Genomic DNA, 21,299 nt, shown 5'->3' on the forward strand with positions numbered 1-21,299 from the left:
GCAGGCTCGCTCCCACAGTTCAATCAGCTTTCGGTTACGGTCCGGCGCTCGCGGTTGACCAGCAAGCGCTCCGAAGTCTCCAGCTGCATGCACCGCTCCAGAAACAGGTACATGTAGTCATAACTCTTGCAGATCGCCTGCCGTAGCTCGGCCTGCAACGCCTTGCTCGGGTTCATGCCGGCCAGGGTGCAGATGATTTCCAGCGCTTCCCACGGATGAGCGTCGTCGTACTGGGCATGCATCTTCAACCACTTCATCGCGCGCTTGCGGTCCTCTTCCGGGAACGCTGCCGCGTAGACCCCGGTCGAGCAGACCACCGCTGACCACTCCCCGGTCGCGCCCTCGATCGCATAGTTGGTCGCGGCAATCGCCACGATCAGCGAATCTGCCGAGCTGGTGTGCCAGCACCAATGACTCAGAGCATGCAGCTCCGGCGGCACTTGCTGGGCCTGGAGGTCTTCGAGACTGACGCCATGGGCGCGGCTCCAGTGCATCCAGTAGTCGGCATGGTTGAGTTCGACGCGGATGTTGCGCATCAGCCAGCGCCGCGCCATGTCTTCGCCGGAATGGCGGGCAAAGCGGGTCTTGGTGAGGTTCTGCGCCATGTACAAGGCAAACTGCTCGACCACCGGCCAGCCGCCGATGAGGTACTGGCGCATGGTTTTCGCGCTGAGTCTGTTGTCGCGCATGCGCTGATAAAGTTCATGTTCGACAACCCGGCGCTTGCTCTCGCTGCAATCCTTGATGAGCTGTTGCGCCCAGGCAGGATAACTTGCAGCTTCCATGAGGGGTCCGGTTCGGTTGAATGTGTCGATCACTGTTCGGCTCCTTTTGAGTTGTGATGGCAAGGATCGGCGAGAGATTTCAACGGAACGTGCCAGGCGCTTTGAACAACAACGGCTGCGGTCTGGCAGGGCGACTTTGCAAACTGTCACAGGTAAATAACTGCGGGCGCTCGATGACATACCCCTGAGCGTAATCCACACCTATTTCAAGCAATGCCTGTTCGATCTGGTTAGTTTCAACAAACTCGGCAATTGTCTGCTTACCCATAACATGGCCGATGTGATTGATCACTTCGACCATTGCCCGATTAATCGGGTCGTCCAGCATATCCTTAACGAAACTCCCGTCGATCTTCAGGAAGTCTACAGGCAAATGTTTCAAGTAAGCGAATGAAGACATTCCGGCACAAAAGTCATCCAGAGAAAAGTGACAACCTAAGCCTTTGAGTTCATTGATAAAACGAATTGCACTGCCAAGATTTGCGATTGCACTGGTTTCAGTAATTTCAAAACAAATCATTTCAGGCGGTATAGCGTAGTTAACAAACTGTTCCCGCAGGAAGTGCAAAAACGCGTCATCTCCTATAGTAATGCCTGACAGATTAATCGCACACATTGCCAAAGGAAGTTCATGTTCCTGTTCAATACACTGGGCAATAACCTTGAAAACATTTTCAACTACCCAGCGATCTAACTGGGTCATCAAACCATATCGCTCCGCTGCCGGAATAAAGCTGTCAGGCAAAATCATCCGCCCGGATTCATCATGCAAACGCAGGAGTATTTCGATGTGCCCCGCCTGGCCGGGTTGCGGCTTGAGCGGCGCGATCTGTTGGGCGTAAAGGCAAAAGCGGTTTTCTTCCAGCGCCATGTGCAGGCGCTGCACCCAAGCCATTTCACCGAAGCGCATGGACAGTTCGGAGTCGTCCGCATGATAGACCTGCACGCGGTTGCGGCCCTTTTCCTTGGCCATGTAGCAAGCCATGTCCGCCGCACGCAGGGAGGCTTCAAGGGTGGTCGGATTCTGCGCGACATGCACCAGGCCGATACTGACGGTGGTCAGGAAGGGCCGCCCCTTCCAGACAAAATGCAGGTTCTGCACGGTCTGGCGCAGGCTTTCGGCAATCTTCTCGGCGATGTCCGGCGGGCAGTTCTCGAGCAAAATCCCGAATTCATCGCCGCCCAGTCGCGCCAGGGTATCGCCCTCGCGCAAGTCTGATTGCAGCAGCGTGCAGATGTGCCGCAGCAACTCATCGCCCGCCGCGTGCCCGCAGGTGTCGTTGACCAGTTTGAACTGGTCCAGATCGAGGAACATCAGCGCGTGCCGCCCGGGCTGGCGCGTCAGCTTGTGCAAGGCCTGTTCGAGGCGATATTCGAATTCGCGGCGGTTGGCCAGCCCGGTCAGCGCATCGTGGGTCGCCTGCCAGGACAGATTGGCGATGTATTGCCGCTCCTGGGTCATGTCGTGCAGCACCAGCACCGTGCCGCTGACATTCCCGGCATTGCGGATCGGCGCGCCGACCAGGGTCACCGACAGGGTGCTGCCGTCCAGCCGCTGAATCAGCTTGGAATGTTCGCTGCCGCCGCTGAGCTGGCCGCTGAGAATGTGCTCGATCAACGTCAGCCCTTCGGTCTGGGCGTTATCGTCGAGCAGGTTGAACAGCGCCGACAACGGCAGCCCTGCCGCCTGCTCGGCCTTCCAGTGCGTCATGGCCTCGGCGGCCGGGTTCATGTAATCGATCGCGCCGTTGACGTCGGTGGTGATCACGCCATCACCAATCGACTGCAGCGTGATATGCGCGCGATCCTTTTCCAGTTGCAGCGCCTGGGCAAACTCATGGCGCTGCTTGAGCAGTTTGTGCGTGCGCCACAGCGCCAGCGCGATCAGACCCAGCGCGGTGGCCAGGTTGGTGAACAGCAGCAGGCGCATGATCACCCGCGAGCCTTCGCCCAAGGCATCGCTAAAAGCCCTGGCCGCTGGGGTGACTGCATCGTTGATGGCGAAGATCTGTAACTTCCAGCGCTGCACATCGCCGGGACTGGCCTGGTTCTGCGCAATGCCTTGGTGCATCTCCTGCGCGACTTCGTGCAGTCGGTCGAGATAGGCATCGCCAATCGTCCAGCGATCGATCGCGGTTTCCAGATAACTGTAGTGGCGGAAATTGAGGTACAGCCAGATGACGCTGGAGACATCGTCCGGATGATTACCGCCCTTGAGAATGCCTTCGCGCGCCGCTTGCAGATCCGGCGGCTGACGATCCAGCGCCAGGCGCAATTGGTGCCCGCCCTGGGGCACGGCGATCGCCGTCAGGTATTTGCGATAGATCGCCTCGTCACGGCTGTCGGCGTAGAGGTTGAGGTAATAGATGGCGTCTTTCTGGCCCTTGGACCACAGGCTTTCGCCAGCGACGTAGCCACGCACGGCCGAAAGCACGTAAAGGCTCACGCCCCCCAGTAATGCCTGGAACACCACGACAGCAATAAAGGGCCAGACGATACCCAACAACCGTGGTGTTCCCAGAGTCTGCTTTTGCTTCATGAGAGTCCTTGCATGAGCACTGCCCGCTCGCCTTCCGGGCGAATTCGCTATGACGAGACTAGGTGGGGTTCTCGTTCAAGGCAAGGCGCGGCGTTACACCGCGCGCAGAACCTCTGACAGGTCGGCGAGGGTTTCGATCAGTGCTGTTGCAAGTTGCCGTAGAGCTTGGCGTACAGACCGCCGTCGGCGATCAGTTGGCGATGGTCGCCGTCCTCGGCGATCTGCCCGCCGTCGAACACCAGCACGCGGTCGGCCTGTTTCACCGCCGACAGGCGATGGGCAATGATCAGCGTGGTGCGGCCATGGAGAAATTTCGCCATCGCCTGGTGCAGGTTGTACTCGGTGGCGGCATCGAGGGCCGAGGTGGCTTCGTCGAGAATCACCACTTTCGGCTCGGCGAGAATCATCCGCGCAATCGCCAGACGCTGGCGCTGACCGCCGGACAAACGCACGCCGGAGCGACCGACGATGCTGTCGAGGCCAGCGGGCAGCGCACGGATGGTCGCGGCCATCTGCGCGATTTCCAGCGCCTGCCAGCAGGCTTCGTCGCTGCGCATGCGGCCCATGGTCAGATTGGCGCGCACGCTGTCGTTGAACAGCGCCGGATGCTGCAGCACCACCGCGACGTTCTCGCGCACCGTCTCCAGACCGATCTCCTGCTGGGTCGATCCGCCGAAGCGAATGGTCCCGGCCGCTGGCGTGTACAGACCCAGCAGCAACTGCACCAAGGTGCTTTTGCCGCCGCCGCTGGCGCCGACGATCGCGACTTTTTCGCCGGGCAGGATCGACAGGTTCATCTGATCCAGCACCAACTCGTCGCCATAACCGAAGCTCAGGCCTTGCACCTCGATGCCGACGGTGTCGCGACCCTTGAACGGATCGACGCCGCCGGGATACTGCGGCTCGTCGGCGCGCGCCAGCAATTCATTGATCCGCGTCAGCGCACCGCCCGCCGCGTAATAGGCGTATTGCAGATTGAGCAGCTGTTCGACCGGGCCGATCATGAACCACAGGTAGCTGAACACCGCGAGCATCTGCCCGATCGACAGGTCGGAAAACAGCACGGTGAGCATCGCCGCCGCCCGGAAGATGTCGATGCCGAACTGGAACAACAAACCACTGGCGCGGTTCGAGGCGTCGGTTTTCCACTGCGAGTTGACTGCGTAGTTGCGCACCTCCTGCGCGCGCAAACCGAGGCGCCCGAGGAAATAGCCCTGACGGTTGCCGGCGCGCACTTCCTGAATCGCATCGAGGGTTTCGCTCAGCGCCTGAGTGAAGCGCGAGGTGCTGTCGTTCTCGAGTTTTTTCAGGTGTTTGACGCGCTTGCCCAACTGCACCGTGGCGTAGATCACCAACGGGTTGAACAGCAGGATCAGCAGCGCCAGCTTCCAGTGCATCCACATCAGAATGCTGGCGGTGCCGACCAGGGTCAGCATGGCGACGAGGAAGCGGCTGAGGGTTTCGCCGACGAATTTGTCGAGGGTATCCAGATCGGTGACCAAATGCGTGGTCACCGTGCCGCTGCCGAGGCTTTCGTATTCGCCGAGGGAAATGCGCTTGAGCCGCTCGATCAGGCGCACGCGAATGCGGTAGACGATGTCCTTGGCCAGGCGCGCGAACAGCCGCGACTGCAACACGCCAAAACACAGGGCGCTGCAACGCAAGGTCAGGGTCACCACCAGCATCAGGCCGATATAACCCGCCGCCTGCTGCCACATGCTCGGCAGAAAATGGTTCATGACTTTCAGCGCGGCATCGCCGTGGCCGAGCAGGACTTCGTCGACCAGCAATGGCAGCAGCAAGGGAATCGGCACGCTGCACAGCGTCGCCAGCACGGCCACGCCGTTGGCGATCCACAGGGATTTCTTGTGATGCAGTGCCAGACGCCGGACTTCAGCCCAGCTCAGCCGGTCGACACGCTCTACGGCTGGCGTGTCATCGGCACGGTCAGACACAGGCCGCGCGCTCCAGCCAGCGGCCGAGCAACGGCGACAGCTCGCTGAGCGGTTGATAGCCGTTGGTCAGCAGCGCCAGTTGCCCGTTGCGCTCGGCCAGCAGGGTCGGAAAACCGGCGATGCCCAGATCCTGTACCCAGGTGAAATCGGCCTGGGTCGCCTTGTGCTGATCGGCATGATCGAACAACGCCGCGAATTCGATACGCGGCACGCCGGCCTGCTCCGCCAGTTCGACCAGCACGCTGGCCTGGGTGACATCGCGACCTTCGGCGTAAAACGCCTGCTGGATCATCCCGACCAGTGTCCACGCGCAATCCGGCGCCAGACTGCGCGCGGTGACAATCGCGCGACAGGCAGGCTCGGTGTCGTAGACAAAACCGTCGGGCAACGCGCCATCGAACTTGAACGGCTGGCCGGTGGCCTCGGTGACCGCTTGCCAGTGCTCAAGAATGTAGCGCCGCGTGGTCGGCTCCAGCGCCGAGCCGCTGCCGGTGCGCAGACCGCCAACCACCAGATGCAGCTCGACCCCGGCTGCCTGCGCCTGCTCGACCAGTGCCTTGGCCACCGGAGCAAAACCCCAGCACCATGAACACATCGGATCCATCACGTAGAGCAGGCGCGCAGACATGGTTAAGCCTCGGTGGATGCTTGCTTATAGTTGTAGCCGATCGGGTGCGGCTGGTTGCGCGCCTTGGCCAGTTCAATCTGCTTTTGCCGATCGATGGCGCTGCGCCGGGTTTTCTCGCTGAGCTTGTCCCAGCAGTGCGGGCAACTGATGCCGGCGACGTAGTGCTCGGAGGCGCGATCTTCAACGCTGACCGGCGTGCGGCAGGCATGACATTGATCGTAGTCGCCTTCCGTCAGGTCGTGACGCACGGTGACGCGGTTGTCGAAGACGAAGCAGTCGCCGCGCCACTTGGTTTCTTCCTGCGGCACCTCTTCGAGGTACTTCAGGATGCCGCCCTTGAGGTGGTAAACCTCTTCGAAACCTTCGCCGAGCATGTAGCTCGAGGCTTTCTCGCAGCGGATGCCGCCGGTGCAGAACATCGCGACCTTCTTGTGCACGGCCGGGTCGAAGTGTTCTTTGATGTAGTCGGGAAACTCGCGAAAACTGGTGGTTTTCGGATCGATGGCGCCTTCGAAGGTGCCGATCGACACTTCGTAATCGTTGCGCGTGTCGATCAGCAGCACTTCCGGGTCGCTGATCAGCGCGTTCCAGTCCTGCGGTTCGACGTAGGTGCCGACCTTCTTGTTCGGGTCAACGCCTTCGACGCCGAGGGTGACGATCTCTTTCTTCAGCTTTACCTTGGTGCGATAGAACGGCTGCTCGTCGCAGTACGATTCCTTGTGGTCGATGTCGACCATGCGTGGATCGTTCTTGAGCCAGGCGAGCAGGCCGTCGATGCCTTCGCGGCTGCCGGAAACCGTGCCGTTGATGCCTTCTTCGGCGATCAGCAGAGTGCCTTTGATGCCGTTGTCGACCATCGCCTGCAGCAGTGGCTCGCGCAGGTCAACGTAATCTTCGAGGGTGACGAACTTGTACAGTGCCGCCACGACAATCGGTTGTGTCATGGGTATTTCTCCAGGTGGCTACCCTCGCAAAGGGTGAACCGGATTCAAAAAAAACGCGCCGGCTAAGCGGCGCGTCGGGATTCTAGCAAAAAAGCAGCTTCAAGCTTCAAGCTTCAAGCGGCAAGATGATCCGCTTTTAACTTGCAGCTTGAAGCTTGCAGCTTACAGCTTGCTTCCTCCCGCACAGGTCGGCGACGCCGGGGCGCCGTCGATCTCTGCCCATTCCTGCGGGGTGTAGGTGTGCAGCGCCAACGCATGGAACTCGCCCATCAGCTCGCCGAGCGTGCCGTAGACTTTCTGGTGGCGCTTGACCCGGTTCAGGCCTTCGAACTGCGCGCTGACCACCACCGCCTTGTAGTGGGTCTGTGACCCGCGACTGTGCATGTGGCTTTCATCCAGCACTTGCAGGTGCTCAGGCTGTAACAGGGCCAGCGTCGATTCGATGCGTTGTTGCATGGTCATCACGAACTCCGCTTACTTCTTCTTGGCTGGCGCCGCGGCCGGGGTCAGCTCTTTGGTCATGTCGTCGAGCAGCTTGTTGACCACTGGCACCGCGCTTTCCAGTTTGCCCTGGGTCATCTGCGCCGATTGCTGGGTCAGCTGCGGCATTTTTTCCAGGACCTTTTTGCCCAGTGGCGACTGGTAGAAGGCAACCAGATCTTTCAGCTCGGATTCGCTGAAGTTGCTGGTGTAGAGCTTGACCATGTCGGGCTTGAGCTTGTTCCAGCCGATGGCCTGGTCCAGCGCGGCGTTGGCCTTGGCCTGGTAGGTTTCGAGCACGGCTTTCTTCGACTCAGGCGCTTTGGTCTGTTCAAAGCGCTGGGCGAACATTTGCTGCACTTGCATGTACACCGGGGTACCCAGCTTGTCAGCGTGAGCCAGCGTCAGGAAAGCTTCGGCACTGGCGTTGTGGCTGGCGGTATCGGCAAGCACCTGGCCGCTGGCACAAACCAGTGCAACCGCGGTACAGATGGCGCGAAGACGAGTCATCGAGTTTCCTTTAAGCAAAGCGAGGTCGAACCCCAAGGGCGACCATTCTGCGCCTAACAATCGCTGTGGCTCAACCCCCGGCCCTTGCCGCGCTTGATTGGCGGGGTTTTGCGGTCAACAATCGAGCCGATGGAACCACCCGGGCCGATGCCGGCCTAAATTGCGCCAACAGACCAACAGGAGTGTGCACGATGAGCCGTATCGAAACCGACAGCCTGGGCCAGATCGAGGTCCCGGACGACGCTTACTGGGGTGCTCAGACGCAACGCTCGCTGATCAACTTCGCCATTGGTCAGGAACGCATGCCGCTACCGGTGCTGCACGCCCTGGCGCTGATCAAGAAAGCCGCCGCACGGGTCAACGACCGCAACGGCGACCTGCCTGCCGACATCGCCCGCCTGATCGAACAGGCCGCCGATGAAGTGCTCGCCGGCGAGCATGACGAGCAGTTCCCGCTGGTGGTCTGGCAGACCGGCAGCGGTACCCAGAGCAACATGAACGTCAACGAAGTGATCGCCGGTCGCGCCAACGAACTGGCCGGCAACCCGCGCGGCGGCAAGTCGCCGGTGCACCCAAACGATCACGTCAACCGCTCGCAAAGTTCCAACGACTGCTTCCCCACTGCCATGAGCATTGCCACCGCCAAAGCGGTGCAGGAACAACTGCTGCCGGCGATTGCCGAGCTGTCCGGCGGCCTTGCCGAACTGGCGGCGCGGCACATGAAACTGGTGAAGACCGGGCGCACGCACATGATGGACGCGACGCCGATCACCTTCGGCCAGGAACTGTCCGGCTTCATCGCGCAACTGGATTACGCCGAGCGCGCGATTCGTGCCGCGCTGCCGGCGGTTTGCGAACTGGCTCAGGGCGGCACTGCCGTTGGTACCGGTTTGAATTCACCGCACGGCTTCGGTGAGGCGATTGCCGCTGAACTCGCAGCACTGTCCGGTTTGCCGTTCGTCACCGCGCCGAACAAGTTCGCTGCACTGGCCGGTCATGAACCGCTGGTAACGCTGTCGGGTGCGCTGAAAACCCTCGCCGTGGCCTTGATGAAGATCGCCAACGACCTGCGTCTGCTGGGCTCAGGTCCTCGCGCAGGTTTTGCTGAAGTAAAGCTGCCGGCCAACGAACCCGGCAGCTCGATCATGCCCGGCAAGGTCAACCCGACCCAGTGCGAAGCGCTGTCGATGCTCGCCTGCCAAGTGCTCGGCAATGACGTGGCGATCGGTTTTGCCGCCAGTCAGGGGCACTTGCAGCTGAACGTGTTCAAACCGGTGATCATCCACAACCTGCTGCAATCGATCCGTCTGCTTGGTGATGGCTGCAGCAACTTCCAGCAGCACTGCATCGCCGGGCTCGAACCGGATGCGGAGGTCATGGCCAGGCATCTGGAACGTGGATTGATGCTGGTGACCGCGCTGAACCCGCACATCGGTTATGACAAGTCGGCGGAGATCGCCAAGAAGGCTTACAGCGAAGGGCTGACTTTGCGTGAGGCGGCGTTGCAGCTGGGTTATCTGACGGATGAAGAGTTCGATGCCTGGGTGCGCCCGGAAAACATGATCGAGGCTGGCGCCAAGGGCTGAGTCATGTAGCGCCTGAAAGTCCGTCTTCGCGAGCAGGCTCGCTCCCACAGTGGACTGCATTCTCATGCTGGGAATGCGCAAAAATGTGGGAGCGAGCTTGCTCGCTAATGCGGCCGGCGCGGTTCAACTGGCTGCCATCTTCATCCGACGCGCCTTCAATCCGGCAATCAACGATGGCCCCAACGCCACCAGCGCCGAACCCAGCACCACCAGCACCGCCCCGCCATAGCCCAGCGCATTGATCTGCTCGGCATGCACATAGTCCGGCCAGATCCGCGCCGCAATCGCCACCGCCACAAACGTCACCAGCGGCGTGATTGCCAATGTTGCGCTGACCCGCGATGCTTCCCAGTGCGCCAGTGCTTCGGCGAATGCGCCGTAGGCGATCAAGGTGTTCATGCAGCACGCCAACAGCAGCCAGCCCTGCAACGGGCTTAGGTTGAGCGCTTCCAGCGGATGCACCCACGGCGTCAGCAATAACCCGCAGAACAGATAGATCACCATCATCACCTGCAACGAATTCCACACCGTGAGCAATTGCTTCTGGCCCAGCGCATAGAAGGTCCAGACCGTCGACGCCAGCAGCACCAGCAGCACGCCGGCGGTGTAGTCGGACAGCGAGGTCAGCAGCTCCGCCAGGCGCTGATTGAAGAACAGGCCGAAGCCGATCAGCAACACCAGCAAGCCGATGCCCTGGCCAATGCTGAAGCGCTCCTTGAACACGAACAGACTGGCGATCAGCAGCATGATCGGCCCCATTTGCACCACCAATTGCGCGGTGCCGGGGCTGAGCAGGTTGAGGCCCATCAGGTACAGCACGTAATTGCCGACCAGCCCCAGCACCGCCATCAGCACCAGCCAGCCACCCTTCGGCCCGAGCACCTTGCGACTTGGCAGGCGCTTGACCGACGCCAGATAGATGAACAGGCAGCCACCGGACACCATCAGGCGAAACCAGGTCACCGTGACCGGGTCCATCACCTGCAATACCTGTTTGAGCTTGATCGGCAGGATGCCCCACAGAAACGCGGTCAGCAGCGCCAGGAACAGTCCGTACACCCAGCGCCCCGATGAAATGTGCATGCGAACCCCAAAAGCCTGCTGACAAGAACACTCATTCTAGGCGTCCGGCTGCGCACAACACAGGGACAGTTACCGGCAGGCCGCGAATGAAACTGTGCAGGTCGCAGCAGTAAACCGGCGCGCCGCCGTTGATCGGCCGGGCAGGCGCGCCAAGTGCTTCAGGCATAAGCTGATTGCAGACTTTTCAACGCATATCAGGGAGACCGACATGTACGCCATGCGCGCCGAGGACAGCGCCCCCGCCACCCGTTTTCGCAGCGACCGCGTGTGTCGGGTCAATGGCGAGCTGTATTTCAGCACCCGGGAAAATACCCTCGAAGGGCCGTATGACAGTCAGGTGATCGAGCGGGAGATTCAGGCTTATATAGCGCGGATGCAGCGGCAGGATTCCAGCCGCTGAACCGTGGCGCTGCCTTCGCGAGCAGGCTCGCTCTCACAGGGTAATGCGATCACCTGTGGGAGCGAGCCTGCTCGCGAAGGGGCCTGAACAGGCAACCAATCCTTTAGCGCACCGCCTCAAACAACCCACTCGCCCCCATCCCGCCACCCACGCACATGGTGACGATGCCGTAGCGCAAATTGCGCCGCTGCAATTCCCGGATCAAATGCCCGACCTGACGCGAGCCGGTCATGCCGAACGGGTGGCCGATGGAAATCGAGCCGCCGTTGACGTTGTATTTGTCGTTGTCGATCTCCAGCCGGTCGCGGCTGTACAGGCACTGCGAAGCGAACGCCTCGTTCAATTCCCACAGATCGATATCCGCCACTTGCAGGCCCTTGGCCTTGAGCAGTTTCGGCACCGAGAACACCGGGCCGATGCCCATTTCGTCCGGCTCGCAACCGGCGACGGTAAAGCCACGGAAAAACGCTTTCGGCTTGAGCCCCAGCTCCAAGGCTTTATCCAGGCTCATCACCAGCGTCATCGAGGCACCATCGGACAGCTGCGAGGAATTGCCCGCCGTCACCGAACCGTCGTCGGCGAACACCGGTTTCAAACCGACAAGGCTTTCGTAGGTGGTGTCCGGGCGGTTGCAGTCGTCGCGCTCGACGACGCCGTCGACAATCTGCACTTCGCCGCTGTTCTTGTCCTCGACGCGATATTTCACCGCCATCGGCACGATTTCATCATCGAACAAACCCGCAGCCTGGGCCTGGGCCGTACGCATCTGGCTTTGCAGCGCATAGCGATCCTGGGCCTCGCGGCTGACGCCGTAACGGCGCGCCACCACTTCGGCGGTCTGGCCCATGGTGTAGTAGATGCCGGGAGTCTGTTGCTTGAGCAATGGGTTGATCAGGTGATCGGTGTTGACGCTTTTCAGGGTCAGGCTGATCGACTCGACGCCGCCGGCAACGATGATGTCGCTGCAACCGGAGGCGATCTGGTTGGCGGCAATCGCAATGGCCTGCAAACCCGAGGAACAGAAACGGTTGAGGGTCATGCCGGCGGTGCCGGTGCCTAGGCACGACAGTACCGCGACGTTGCGGCCGATGTTGTAGCCCTGCGCGCCCTCGTTGGAGCCGGCGCCGACGATGCAGTCCTCGACGCTGGCCGGGTCGATATCGTTGCGGGTCAGCAGCGCATTGACGCAGTGGGCCGCCATGTCATCGGGGCGGGTCTGGTTGAACTTGCCGCGAAAGGATTTGGCCAGGCCGGTCCGCACGCTGTCGACGATCACCACTTCACGCATGGCATACCTCATTGTTGTTGTCGGTTGAGAGTGGAGCTGAGCATAAGTCCACCTTCTTGCCGACCGCGAGGATCATTCACCCGGCGTATGCGCGGCCATCGCCTCAGTCCTTGTGCTTCTTGGCCTTCTTATCGGATTTCTCGAACGCGTCTTCCAGCGCGCGGTTGATGGTGCGCAACACTTTCACCCGCGCCCAGCGCTTGTCGTTGGCCTCGACCAGCGTCCACGGCGCGATCTCGGTGCTGGTGCGATCAACCATGTCGCCGACCGCCCGGCGATAGTCGTCCCACTTTTCCCGATTGCGCCAGTCGTCCTCGGTGATCTTGAAACGCTTGAAGGAAATCTCTTCGCGCTCCTGAAAGCGCTCCATCTGCGTGTCCTTGTCGATAGCCAGCCAGAACTTGACGACGATGACGCCGGCATCGGCCAGTTGCTCTTCGAAGTCATTGATTTCGCCGTAGGCGCGCAGCCAGTCGGCCGGGGTGCAGAAGCCTTCGATCCGCTCGACCAGCACCCGCCCGTACCACGAGCGGTCGAACACGGTGAATTTGCCCCGCGCCGGAAGGTGTCGCCAGAACCGCCACAGATACGGTTGCGCGCGCTCTTCTTCGGTCGGCGCGGCGATCGGGACGATGCTGTACTGACGCGGATCGAGCGCGGCTGCCACGCGGCGAATCGCCCCGCCCTTGCCCGCCGCGTCGTTACCCTCGAACACCGCGACCAGCGCATGGCGGCGCATGCGCTTGTCGCGCATCAGCCCGGACAGACGCGCCTGTTCGGTGATCAGTTGTTCTTCATAGTCTTTCTTGTCCAGACGCTGGGTCAGGTCGAGGCTGTCGAGCAGGTTCAACTGATCGACCGGCGTGCCCAGCGGCGCGGCACTGACTTCGTGGGGATTGACGTCGGCACGCTTGAGCGCACTTTGCAGGCCTTCGAGGAGAATCTTGCCCACCGCCAGGCTGCGGTAATTGGCATCGACGCCTTCGATGACATGCCACGGCGCGTAATCGCGACTGGTACGGCGCAGCACGCGCTCGCCGTATTTGACGAACTTGTCGTAGGTCTGCGACTGCTGCCAGTCCAACGGGCTGATGCGCCAGCTGTGCAGCGGGTCGTCGGCCAGCGATTTGAGCCGCGCTTTCATCTGCTTCTTGGACAGGTGAAACCAGAACTTGAAGATCAGCGCGCCTTCATCGCAGAGCATTTTTTCCAGACGCTCGGCGCCGGCGATGGCCTGGTCCAGACGCGGATCCTTGAACAGTCCGTGCACCCGGCTCTGGAGCATCTGGCTGTACCAGTTGCCGAAGAACACGCCCATCCGGCCCTTGGCCGGCAGCATGCGCCAGTAGCGCCAGGCCGGTGGCCGCGCCAGTTCTTCATCGGTTTGCTGGTCGAAGGTGCGCACTTCGATCAGGCGCGGGTCCATCCATTCGTTGAGCAGCTTGACCGTCTCGCCCTTGCCCGCCCCTTCAATGCCGTTGATCAGGATGATCACCGGAAAGCGTTTCTGCTGCTGCAACTCGAACTGCGCTTCCAGCAAGGCTTCACGCAGCGCAGGGACCGCCGCCTCATAAGTGTCTTTGTCGATGGCGTGACCGATTTCAGCGGATTCAAACATGGGACGGCTCCTTCCAGGGTTCAGCAAGACTAGCGGATTGGGCACGGGCGCAGGGCAGAAATTCCCACGAACTCAGGACGGGATGAGAACTTTGTGGTGAGGGGATTTAGCGTTGACTGGCTGTGCAGTAGTCGTAGATCCGGGAAGTGCGGTTTGGATCGGGAAACCGGGGTGGATGGTTTTGGGACTGCTTCGCAGTCCAGCGGGGATAAATCCCCTCGCCACAGGGTTCTTTTCACTGCGAGTCTTGTGGTTTTGGGCCTGCTGCGCAGTCCAGCGGGGATAAATCCCCTCGCCACAGGGTTCTTTTCACTGCGAGTCTTGTGCTGGATCAGGTAGTACCGGCGCGATCGGCTAGAATGGCCGCCTTGTGTTTGCCGAGCCTGCCATGAAAGCCGAAATGCCCCACGCCCAACTCGACTGGGACGATCAGGGACGCCCACGTTCGCGGGTGTTTGATGACGTGTATTTTTCCGATCAGTCGGGGCTGGAGGAAACCCGTTACGTGTTTCTTGAGCAGAACCGTCTGGCCGAGCGCTTTGCTGCGCTGCCGGCGGATGGACGCCTGGTCATTGGCGAAACCGGCTTCGGCACCGGGCTGAATTTTCTCTGCGCCTGGCAGTTGTTCGAACAGCACGCGGTGGCCGGCGCGCGTTTGCATTTTGTCAGCGTGGAAAAGTACCCGCTGGCGCCTGCGGATCTGCGCCGGGCCTTGGCACTGTGGCCGGAACTCAAGCCATTGGCCGATCAGTTGCTCAAGCACTACGTGGCGATTCATCAAGGCTTTCAACGCATCACTCTGGCCAACGGCCGCGTGACGCTGACCTTGCTGATCGGCGATGCGCTGGAGCAACTGCCGCAACTCGATGCGCAGATCGACGCGTGGTTTCTCGACGGTTTCGCTCCGGCGAAAAACCCGGACATGTGGACCGCGGAGCTGTTCGTCGAACTGGCGCGCTTGGCCGCACCGGGATCGACCATCAGCACCTTCACCAGCACCGGTTGGGTAAGGCGTCTGCTCAACGCTGCCGGGTTCAAGATGAAGCGCACACCGGGCATCGGCCACAAGTGGGAAATCCTGCGTGGCGAATTTCTCGGCTGGCCCGCCGAGGTGGCGGCGCCAATACCGGCGAAACCCTGGTTCGCCCGCCCTGCTCCGTTGCGCGGTGAGCGCCGGGCGATCGTGATCGGCGCCGGCCTGGCTGGCTGCGCGACAGCGTCGAGCCTAGCGGCGCGCGGCTGGCAAGTGAGTGTGCTGGAGCGTCACGCGGCCGTCGCGCAAGAAGCCTCGGGCAACCCGCAGGGCGTGCTTTATCTCAAGCTGTCCGCCCATGGCACGGCATTGTCGCAGTTGATTGTCAGTGGCTTCGGTTACACCCGGCGCCTGCTGGAAAGCCTGCAACGCGGCAGCGACTGGGATGACTGCGGCGTGCTGCAATTGGCGTTCAATGCCAAGGAAGCCGAGCGCCACGGGCAACTGGCGGCGGCGTTTCCTGAAGATCTCTTGCAGTGGCTGGAACAACCCGAAGCGCAGGCTCGCGCCGGTGTCGGCGTAGCCCACGGCGGCTTGTATTACCCCGAAGGTGGCTGGGTGCATCCGCCGGCACTGTGTCAGGCCCAGGCGATGCACGCCAACATTGAATTGCTCAGCCATCACGAAGCTTTGGAACTGCGCAAAGTCGCTGACCAGTGGCAAGCGTTCGACGGCGAGCGTTCGCTCGCCAGTGCGCCGGTGGTGATCCTGGCCGGTGCTGCCGAAATCAAACGTTTTGCCCAGAGTGCCGAATTGCCGCTCAAGCGCATTCGCGGGCAGATCACGCGTCTGCCTGAAACCGCAGACAGTCGTGCGCTGACCACCGTGGTGTGCGCCGAAGGCTACGTCGCCCCGGCGCGTCTGGGCGAGCACACCCTGGGCGCGAGTTTCGACTTCAACAGCGACGACCTGACGCCCACGACTGCCGAGCACCAAGGCAATCTGGCGATGCTCGAAGAGATTTCCAGCGATCTGCTGAGCCGTCTGAACATCAGCGAGCAGCCAATTGAGAACCTTGAGGGCCGCGCAGCCTATCGCTGCACCAGCCCCGATTACCTGCCGATTGTCGGTCCGCTCGCTGATCTGCAAACCTTCAATCAAACCTACGCTGCATTGAGCAAAGACGCCCGGCAAGTGCCGGACATCGCCTGCCCATGGCTCGATGGTCTGTACGTCAACAGCGGCCACGGTTCTCGCGGGCTGATCACCGCGCCGCTGTCCGGCGAACTGCTCGCCGCGTGGCTGGACAACGAGCCGCTGCCGTTGCCGCGCAGCGTGGCCGAAGCGTGCCATCCCAACCGGTTTGCCTTGCGCAAACTGATTCGCGGCAAGTGAATATCAGATGTCCGGCATCACACAGAGGCCGAGATCCATCAGGCGTATCGACTCTTCGGTCAGGCGCTTGATCACTGCCTCTTGCGCCTGCTCCTTTTCAAGCTGGAGGGCATTCGCCTGACTCACATAGTCGGCACTGAGCAGGGTGTCCGCCTGCTCATCGAGGGCACTCATGCGCGGCGCGAACGATTCATCGATCATTGAAAATTTGCGCGTAAACGTACGCTTCAGATAATCACGCCAGAACGTTCGCTCCTGCATGTATTTCAGCCATTGCGGGGAAAGTTCGGCAGTCATCACGCGATTTCTGGCGACCTCAAGATCAGCGGCTGTCACGCCACTCTGGGCATCGAACAGCATACCTTTCGGTTGACCGCGCAGCCCCAGCGCATCGGTCAGACCGATGCGATAAGCAAGGTTCATTTCCAGTGCATCGACCTTCGGCGCCCGGAGCGAATGCTCCAGGGCAATTTCTTCCAGCTTGTCCAGCCTGAACAGACTGCGGCCCAGTTCCAGCAGAGCTTTGGCAGTGACCTTGCGGCCGCTTGCCGCGCTGGTTACCCGCTCGACTTCCACCTCGACTTCCAGGCGACTGAACACCAGCGTTGCGTTGTCGGTGCAATGAAGCGGATCGGCAGCCGTGTCGAGCACTTGTTCACACAGCGGCCCGTCTGCTTCGGCCGCCTTCAGTACCGCCCAGACGCGTCGCTGCAAGTCGGCGCTGGCCTTTTTCCCGTCCGCGGTATCGCCCAGTTGCGCCAGCACGGTGAACAACCCATCGGCCTTCGGCTCGTTTCGCAATGCCGTCCAGATCCGCGTCTGTTCTGCCCACTCCTCGCCCCTGTTCTTGGTCATCCAGAGCGAGCGGGCGTGTTGCTCGTTCATCCTGGCGATGTCATCGGGGAGGTAGTCCATACCGATGCCGAAATTATCGCGATAGTTTTCCAGATGCGTTTTGCTGCGTTCGGAAAAAGGATTCAGTCCCAGCTTTAGTGCGCTGGTGAAATGGCGTGTTTTCTGGAATAACCAGTCGGGCAGCTCTTTGATTTTATTCCCGGTCAGGTTCATCAATTCAATGTGGACGGAACTGGACAGGCCTTCTGGCAGTTCCGTGATGCCGGTGTCTTGCAGGGACAAGCGGCGCAGTTGCGTCATTTGACTGAAATCCGGGGTGGCGCCCAACGGATTCTTGTCCAGATTCAGGTAACGCAACGTGCTCAGGTTGTTCAGCTTCGCCAGGGTCTGTTCGGTCAGCTTGAGCTGATTGCCTGCCAGACTCAGCCGTTGCAGACGCGGCATGTGCGACAACACTTCAGGCAGCCGGGTGATCGTGTTGCTGCCCAGTTCCAGTAGCTCGAGCTGTTTGAAGGACTTGAGGAAGTGCGCCACATCATCCCCCAGCGCCATGTTGCGCATCGACAATTGCTCTATGTGGTCGAAGCTCACCGACGGCGGCAAGGTTGGCACCTTACCGATGCGCATGCCGTCAAGGTTGAGGGTACAGAGGCTTTTTCCCTCTTCGTTGGTGGCCCAATGAAAGCGTCGAAATCCTTCTTCGATCAACTCGGCGGCGATTTTCCGACTGTGCCGCGCTTCGGCCAGATCGCCACCCATGGCTTTCAGTGCGGCGGCATCTTCGCTCCAGACAAACAGCGCGTCACGCAGGGTTTGCAGATCCTGACGCAGAGCTTTGATGCGGGTCGCACGGCTCAACGGATCATCGCCCAGCTCATCGAGCAATTGGCTGAGCTGCTGCTGATTCAAGCGTGGATACAGTTTGCGCGCCTTGCGCAGCAGCGCCCGCGAATGCTCCGTCCCGGCAGCCTGATCGCTCTGCATGCAGGCCGGCTCGACAAGCCGAGGCTCAAACGTGCCGCGAACCAATGTCTGCGCCGTCTCCTCGCGTTCGTCCAGCGCTGCATCGAGCAATTTGCTGCGCAAGCGCACCGTGTCGGCCTGCGCAGACCCGCCCAACCCGGCGGCCGTCCGCTGACGCAACGGCAGCGCTTTGAGAATCGCGCTGTACAGATCCCCCGGCGCTGCTGCCACTTTGCCAAGTGACTTGCCGTCGCCACTGAACGCCTCGTAACCGGCAGCAGACTTCACCAGCGAGCAGGTATTTTCGGGTTTCGCAGAGGCAGCGCCGATGGCTTCCAGGATTGGCCCGGCGAGTGTCTTGTCACGCACTTGCAAGCGCAATTGCGCATCCCAGCCGCTCAGTCGTGGCAGCAACTGAATGGCCAGTTTGTCGGTATCGGCATTGGCCAGTCGTGGCCAATGCAAACCTGCCAGGGCACGATCGAGTCGCACTGCGTTAATGTTTTGCCTGACGCGTTGCCCCATCCGTAACGGCACCTGCCCGGTCTCGCGCAGATGCAATCGTTCGATACTCGGCGCGCGCTCGATCAGCCGCTGCCCATGGCGCGTCGTAATGGCGGCAAAGACCTTGCGCAACTTCAGCACATCGTCCGCCTCGCTCCGGTCATAACGCTGATACATACGCTCAAGCACGGCCCGATGATCCGTCTTCAGCGCCGCGCCGAGCTTTTTCGCCAGCGCCGACTCTTCCAGGCTGGCGGCGGTTTTACCGCCGAGCAAAGCATCGACTTCGTTCTGGTACAGGCCATCAATGACCGTTCGCAGCAACTGCCCCGCCGCCAGTTGTTCACGGCTGACTACCACGCTCAGAGCTTCGTCGGGCTCGCGGGTCAATGGATAAGTTGCCTCGACGCTGCCATCGGCGTTGGTCACCTCGATGTAGCGGTCGGTTGGCCAGCCCTTGAGCTTGGGCAATGCGTGCAATTGCTCCTCGGCGGGCTGGCCGGAATGTACTTCGCCGGCCTGCAGTTCGCGGGTCAGCTGGCGCAGTTGACGGGAGAGACGCACGCGTTCCACCGTGTCGCGCAGACGCTCCGGCAACGCCAGGTTATCGTTGAACGCCTGGAGCAATTGGTCATGACTGGTGCCACTGAGCCGACGCAGGTTATCCAGGTCGCTGTCGGTGAATTCGCTCAGGTGCGGGTCGATGCGTTTGAGTGTGTACGCAGAACTGCCCCACTCCTCGGGCTCTTCGCCAGGAATGCGCCAGCCCCCCTCAACGTGTCGGGCCAACTCCGGGGCATAGGCGTCAGCGCGACTGGCATGCTCCAGACGCCACAGGCTGGCATCGGCATCGTAACTGCCGGCAAAGAATCGATGATCGACACGCCCAAGGGTTTTGCGGCCCACCTGATAAAACTCCTTGGAGCTGGCATCAATGGTGAATCCCGCCGGGAGTGAATGCTCATAGGCAACGAGATCGGGCTTCCACAGACGTGCCTTGCCTGCGTGATTGAGGATGGCCCGAAATTGCCCGAAGAACTCCGGGTGCGAGCGCAGCAGTTTGCCGCCCAGCGTGCCCAACGCCTTCTGCCCGCCGGCAAACGCCGCCATCAGCGCGATGTTCTCCACCACGCTGAGCAGGTGCGAAAGCGCTTGCTGATGATCGCCACGCTGCCAGTCTTCGACCCCTTCATACACTTCGCCGAGCAATTGCCCGACCGCAACGCCCATCATCAGTTGGCCAAGGACCGGCACAAACATGCCTGCCACTGACGCGATGGTCACGCCCAGCTGGAGAAAATCCAGCAGACGTTTCTGGCGTGCGTCCTCATCGATATCTGCCGTCGGCACCGCCAGTTTGCGCGCATCGATCTGTAATTTGCCGACGTGACTCTGCACCATGAAATCAAAAAGCGGGACACTCATCGACAGTTGCCTGATGAGGCCCAACTCGCCCTTTTCCTCGAACGTTTTGAAGAAATCGGCCTTGTCATCCTCATCAAGGCATCGACCGAAATAATCCTTGTAGTCCGGTTTGCGCAGTTGTTGCGTGAGATAGTTTTTGAAGGCATTGAAGCTCGGATATTCGTACAACGCCCTCTCGGGCTCGCCCGCCATGTAGACCAGGCAACCATCCTCGGGATGCTCCTGCACCGAGCGCGCGCAGAACACCACGACGCCCCACACGCAGCTGTCCAGTATCTCGATGCCCTGCACGATCATCGGGTCGTTGCCGTGGCGCAGGGTTGCCGACGCCACGCCCTGGGCATCAATCAGATCCTGCAGCATGCGCAATCCCTGCGGAGTGATATCAGCCTTGAGCGCGGCCAAATGAGCGTCGAGCTGCAACAGGTTTTTTTTCATCGCGCCAATGTCGCGGGTCAGGACACTGCTGGTCACGACTTTGCCGTCGGCATCGCGCAGGCCGAAGACTTGCTGGAAATGTTGCTGATATTTCTTGCCCAGGTCGAGCGTGCGGCACAACGCGGCGAACGCCTGCGGTGTCAGGCCCTGCACTCCCGCAGGCGCACTGGCAATGCGCACGACACTGCCGGACGGGAAACCATCGGCTTGCTCCTCGTCTTCAGCGAAGTTCTGCATCGCCGCCTGCAGCAGGGTTTGCGCGGCGTGTTTTACAACATCGATACCCGCCTGGTTGGTCGCCGTCGCGTCGCAGCCGCAATCGTCACCCGGCAGACTGAGCACATCCTGTTCGACGTCATAGACCGCCGGCCACTTGGCGTTCAACGCAGCGGTGAGTTCTTTTTTGCAGAAACCGCGCAACGATTGCAATCCGGCCAGATCCTTGGCCACTTTGAGCTGCAGGCGATGCAGCTCGCGAGCGGTCTGATCCAGCGTGGCCAGCGTGTCGGTCGAAGCCTTGAGCAAATAAGGCGGCAGACTTTTCTCCAGGGCTTCGGCCGTGTCGAGGTCTGCGGTGGCTTCCAGCAGCGTGCCGAGCACTGAAGATGGAGCAAGGTTTTGTTTCTGTTGCTGCACTGACATGGCAATAGTCCTTTATTGCTGTTGGGGCTTTCGACCTTAGCGATGGTGTGAATGAATTGATAATGGAAAAAACTGCTGGCAAATGCCGCAAACACACGCAGTTTTTCGGCCTATAAAACAGCCCGCTACCGCCCCGCAAAAAAAACCGGCTAACGCTGCCAGGGCGCCCTCTAGCACCGACCTGCAGAGGCCGTAACGCCGCGCTTATAACTTATCGATCTAAAACTCCGCCTACCGTGACAGGTCAGTTTCTGAGTACCCGCACTTTTCGCGTGGTACGGCTTGACC

14 protein-coding genes are annotated in these 21,299 nt (G+C 60.8%); 3 read left to right on the top strand and 11 right to left on the bottom strand.

Features of this window, described 5'->3' with window-relative positions; translation table 11 throughout:
• Positions 1-23: 23 nt before the first annotated feature.
• From V8J63_RS09545 to V8J63_RS09575, 7 genes are all read right to left on the bottom strand, one after another.
• Positions 24-785, bottom strand: coding sequence for a TenA family transcriptional regulator (locus V8J63_RS09545; RefSeq protein ID WP_232245629.1), 762 nt, complete (start codon positions 783-785; stop codon positions 24-26).
• Between the two features lie 79 nt (positions 786-864).
• Positions 865-3,324, bottom strand: a complete 2,460-nt coding sequence (locus V8J63_RS09550; RefSeq protein ID WP_073472344.1) for an EAL domain-containing protein — start codon at positions 3,322-3,324, stop codon at positions 865-867.
• A 137-nt stretch (positions 3,325-3,461) separates the two neighbouring features.
• The gene (locus V8J63_RS09555) at positions 3,462-5,279 is read right to left on the bottom strand and encodes an ABC transporter ATP-binding protein (RefSeq protein ID WP_076563770.1); all 1,818 of its coding nucleotides are present in this window, start codon (positions 5,277-5,279) and stop codon (positions 3,462-3,464) included.
• The gene (locus V8J63_RS09560) at positions 5,272-5,874 is read right to left on the bottom strand and encodes a DsbA family protein (RefSeq protein ID WP_177433361.1); all 603 of its coding nucleotides are present in this window, start codon (positions 5,872-5,874) and stop codon (positions 5,272-5,274) included. The genes V8J63_RS09555 and V8J63_RS09560 overlap by 8 nt, the downstream gene beginning before the upstream one ends.
• Positions 5,875-5,909: 35 nt before the next feature.
• Positions 5,910-6,851: an oxygen-dependent tRNA uridine(34) hydroxylase TrhO gene (trhO, locus tag V8J63_RS09565; RefSeq protein ID WP_016770934.1), complete on the bottom strand. Its 942-nt coding sequence runs from the start codon at positions 6,849-6,851 to the stop codon at positions 5,910-5,912.
• Positions 6,852-7,013: 162 nt separating this feature from the next.
• Complete coding sequence (locus tag V8J63_RS09570) at positions 7,014-7,313, bottom strand: BolA family protein (protein ID WP_122880394.1); 300 nt, start codon at positions 7,311-7,313, stop codon at positions 7,014-7,016.
• 12 nt (positions 7,314-7,325) lie between these two features.
• Positions 7,326-7,841, bottom strand: a complete 516-nt coding sequence (locus tag V8J63_RS09575) for a DUF2059 domain-containing protein (protein ID WP_016770936.1) — start codon at positions 7,839-7,841, stop codon at positions 7,326-7,328.
• A gap of 191 nt (positions 7,842-8,032) precedes the next feature.
• Between V8J63_RS09575 and V8J63_RS09580 the strand changes: the two genes are divergently transcribed.
• Complete coding sequence (locus V8J63_RS09580; protein WP_056788329.1) at positions 8,033-9,427, top strand: class II fumarate hydratase; 1,395 nt, start codon at positions 8,033-8,035, stop codon at positions 9,425-9,427.
• Between the two features lie 123 nt (positions 9,428-9,550).
• Here V8J63_RS09580 and V8J63_RS09585 read toward each other — a convergent pair whose 3' ends face one another.
• A complete protein-coding gene (locus V8J63_RS09585) occupies positions 9,551-10,510 on the bottom strand; it encodes a DMT family transporter (protein WP_125917301.1) in 960 nt (319 codons plus the stop codon).
• A gap of 208 nt (positions 10,511-10,718) precedes the next feature.
• On the opposite strand from V8J63_RS09585, the gene V8J63_RS09590 reads away from it, so the two are divergent.
• Positions 10,719-10,910: a DUF6316 family protein gene (locus V8J63_RS09590; protein WP_123443761.1), complete on the top strand. Its 192-nt coding sequence runs from the start codon at positions 10,719-10,721 to the stop codon at positions 10,908-10,910.
• A gap of 103 nt (positions 10,911-11,013) precedes the next feature.
• Here V8J63_RS09590 and V8J63_RS09595 read toward each other — a convergent pair whose 3' ends face one another.
• Both V8J63_RS09595 and pap read right to left on the bottom strand, forming a co-directional pair.
• Positions 11,014-12,198, bottom strand: a complete 1,185-nt coding sequence (locus V8J63_RS09595; protein WP_336463937.1) for a thiolase family protein — start codon at positions 12,196-12,198, stop codon at positions 11,014-11,016.
• A gap of 103 nt (positions 12,199-12,301) precedes the next feature.
• On the bottom strand, positions 12,302-13,816 hold the full coding sequence (pap, locus tag V8J63_RS09600; RefSeq protein ID WP_336463938.1) for a polyphosphate:AMP phosphotransferase: 1,515 nt from the start codon (positions 13,814-13,816) through the stop codon (positions 12,302-12,304).
• Between the two features lie 388 nt (positions 13,817-14,204).
• Between pap and mnmC the strand changes: the two genes are divergently transcribed.
• Entirely contained in the window at positions 14,205-16,184 is a 1,980-nt protein-coding gene (gene mnmC / locus V8J63_RS09605; RefSeq protein ID WP_336463939.1) for a bifunctional tRNA (5-methylaminomethyl-2-thiouridine)(34)-methyltransferase MnmD/FAD-dependent 5-carboxymethylaminomethyl-2-thiouridine(34) oxidoreductase MnmC, read from the top strand.
• 3 nt (positions 16,185-16,187) lie between these two features.
• Here the strand turns inward: mnmC and V8J63_RS09610 are convergent, their stop codons facing one another.
• On the bottom strand, positions 16,188-21,011 hold the full coding sequence (locus V8J63_RS09610; RefSeq protein WP_336463940.1) for an NEL-type E3 ubiquitin ligase domain-containing protein: 4,824 nt from the start codon (positions 21,009-21,011) through the stop codon (positions 16,188-16,190).
• Between the last annotated feature and the right edge of the window lie 288 nt (positions 21,012-21,299).

Source organism: Pseudomonas sp. CCNWLW23 (genome assembly GCF_037095675.1).
Classification (GTDB): domain Bacteria; phylum Pseudomonadota; class Gammaproteobacteria; order Pseudomonadales; family Pseudomonadaceae; genus Aquipseudomonas; species Aquipseudomonas atacamensis.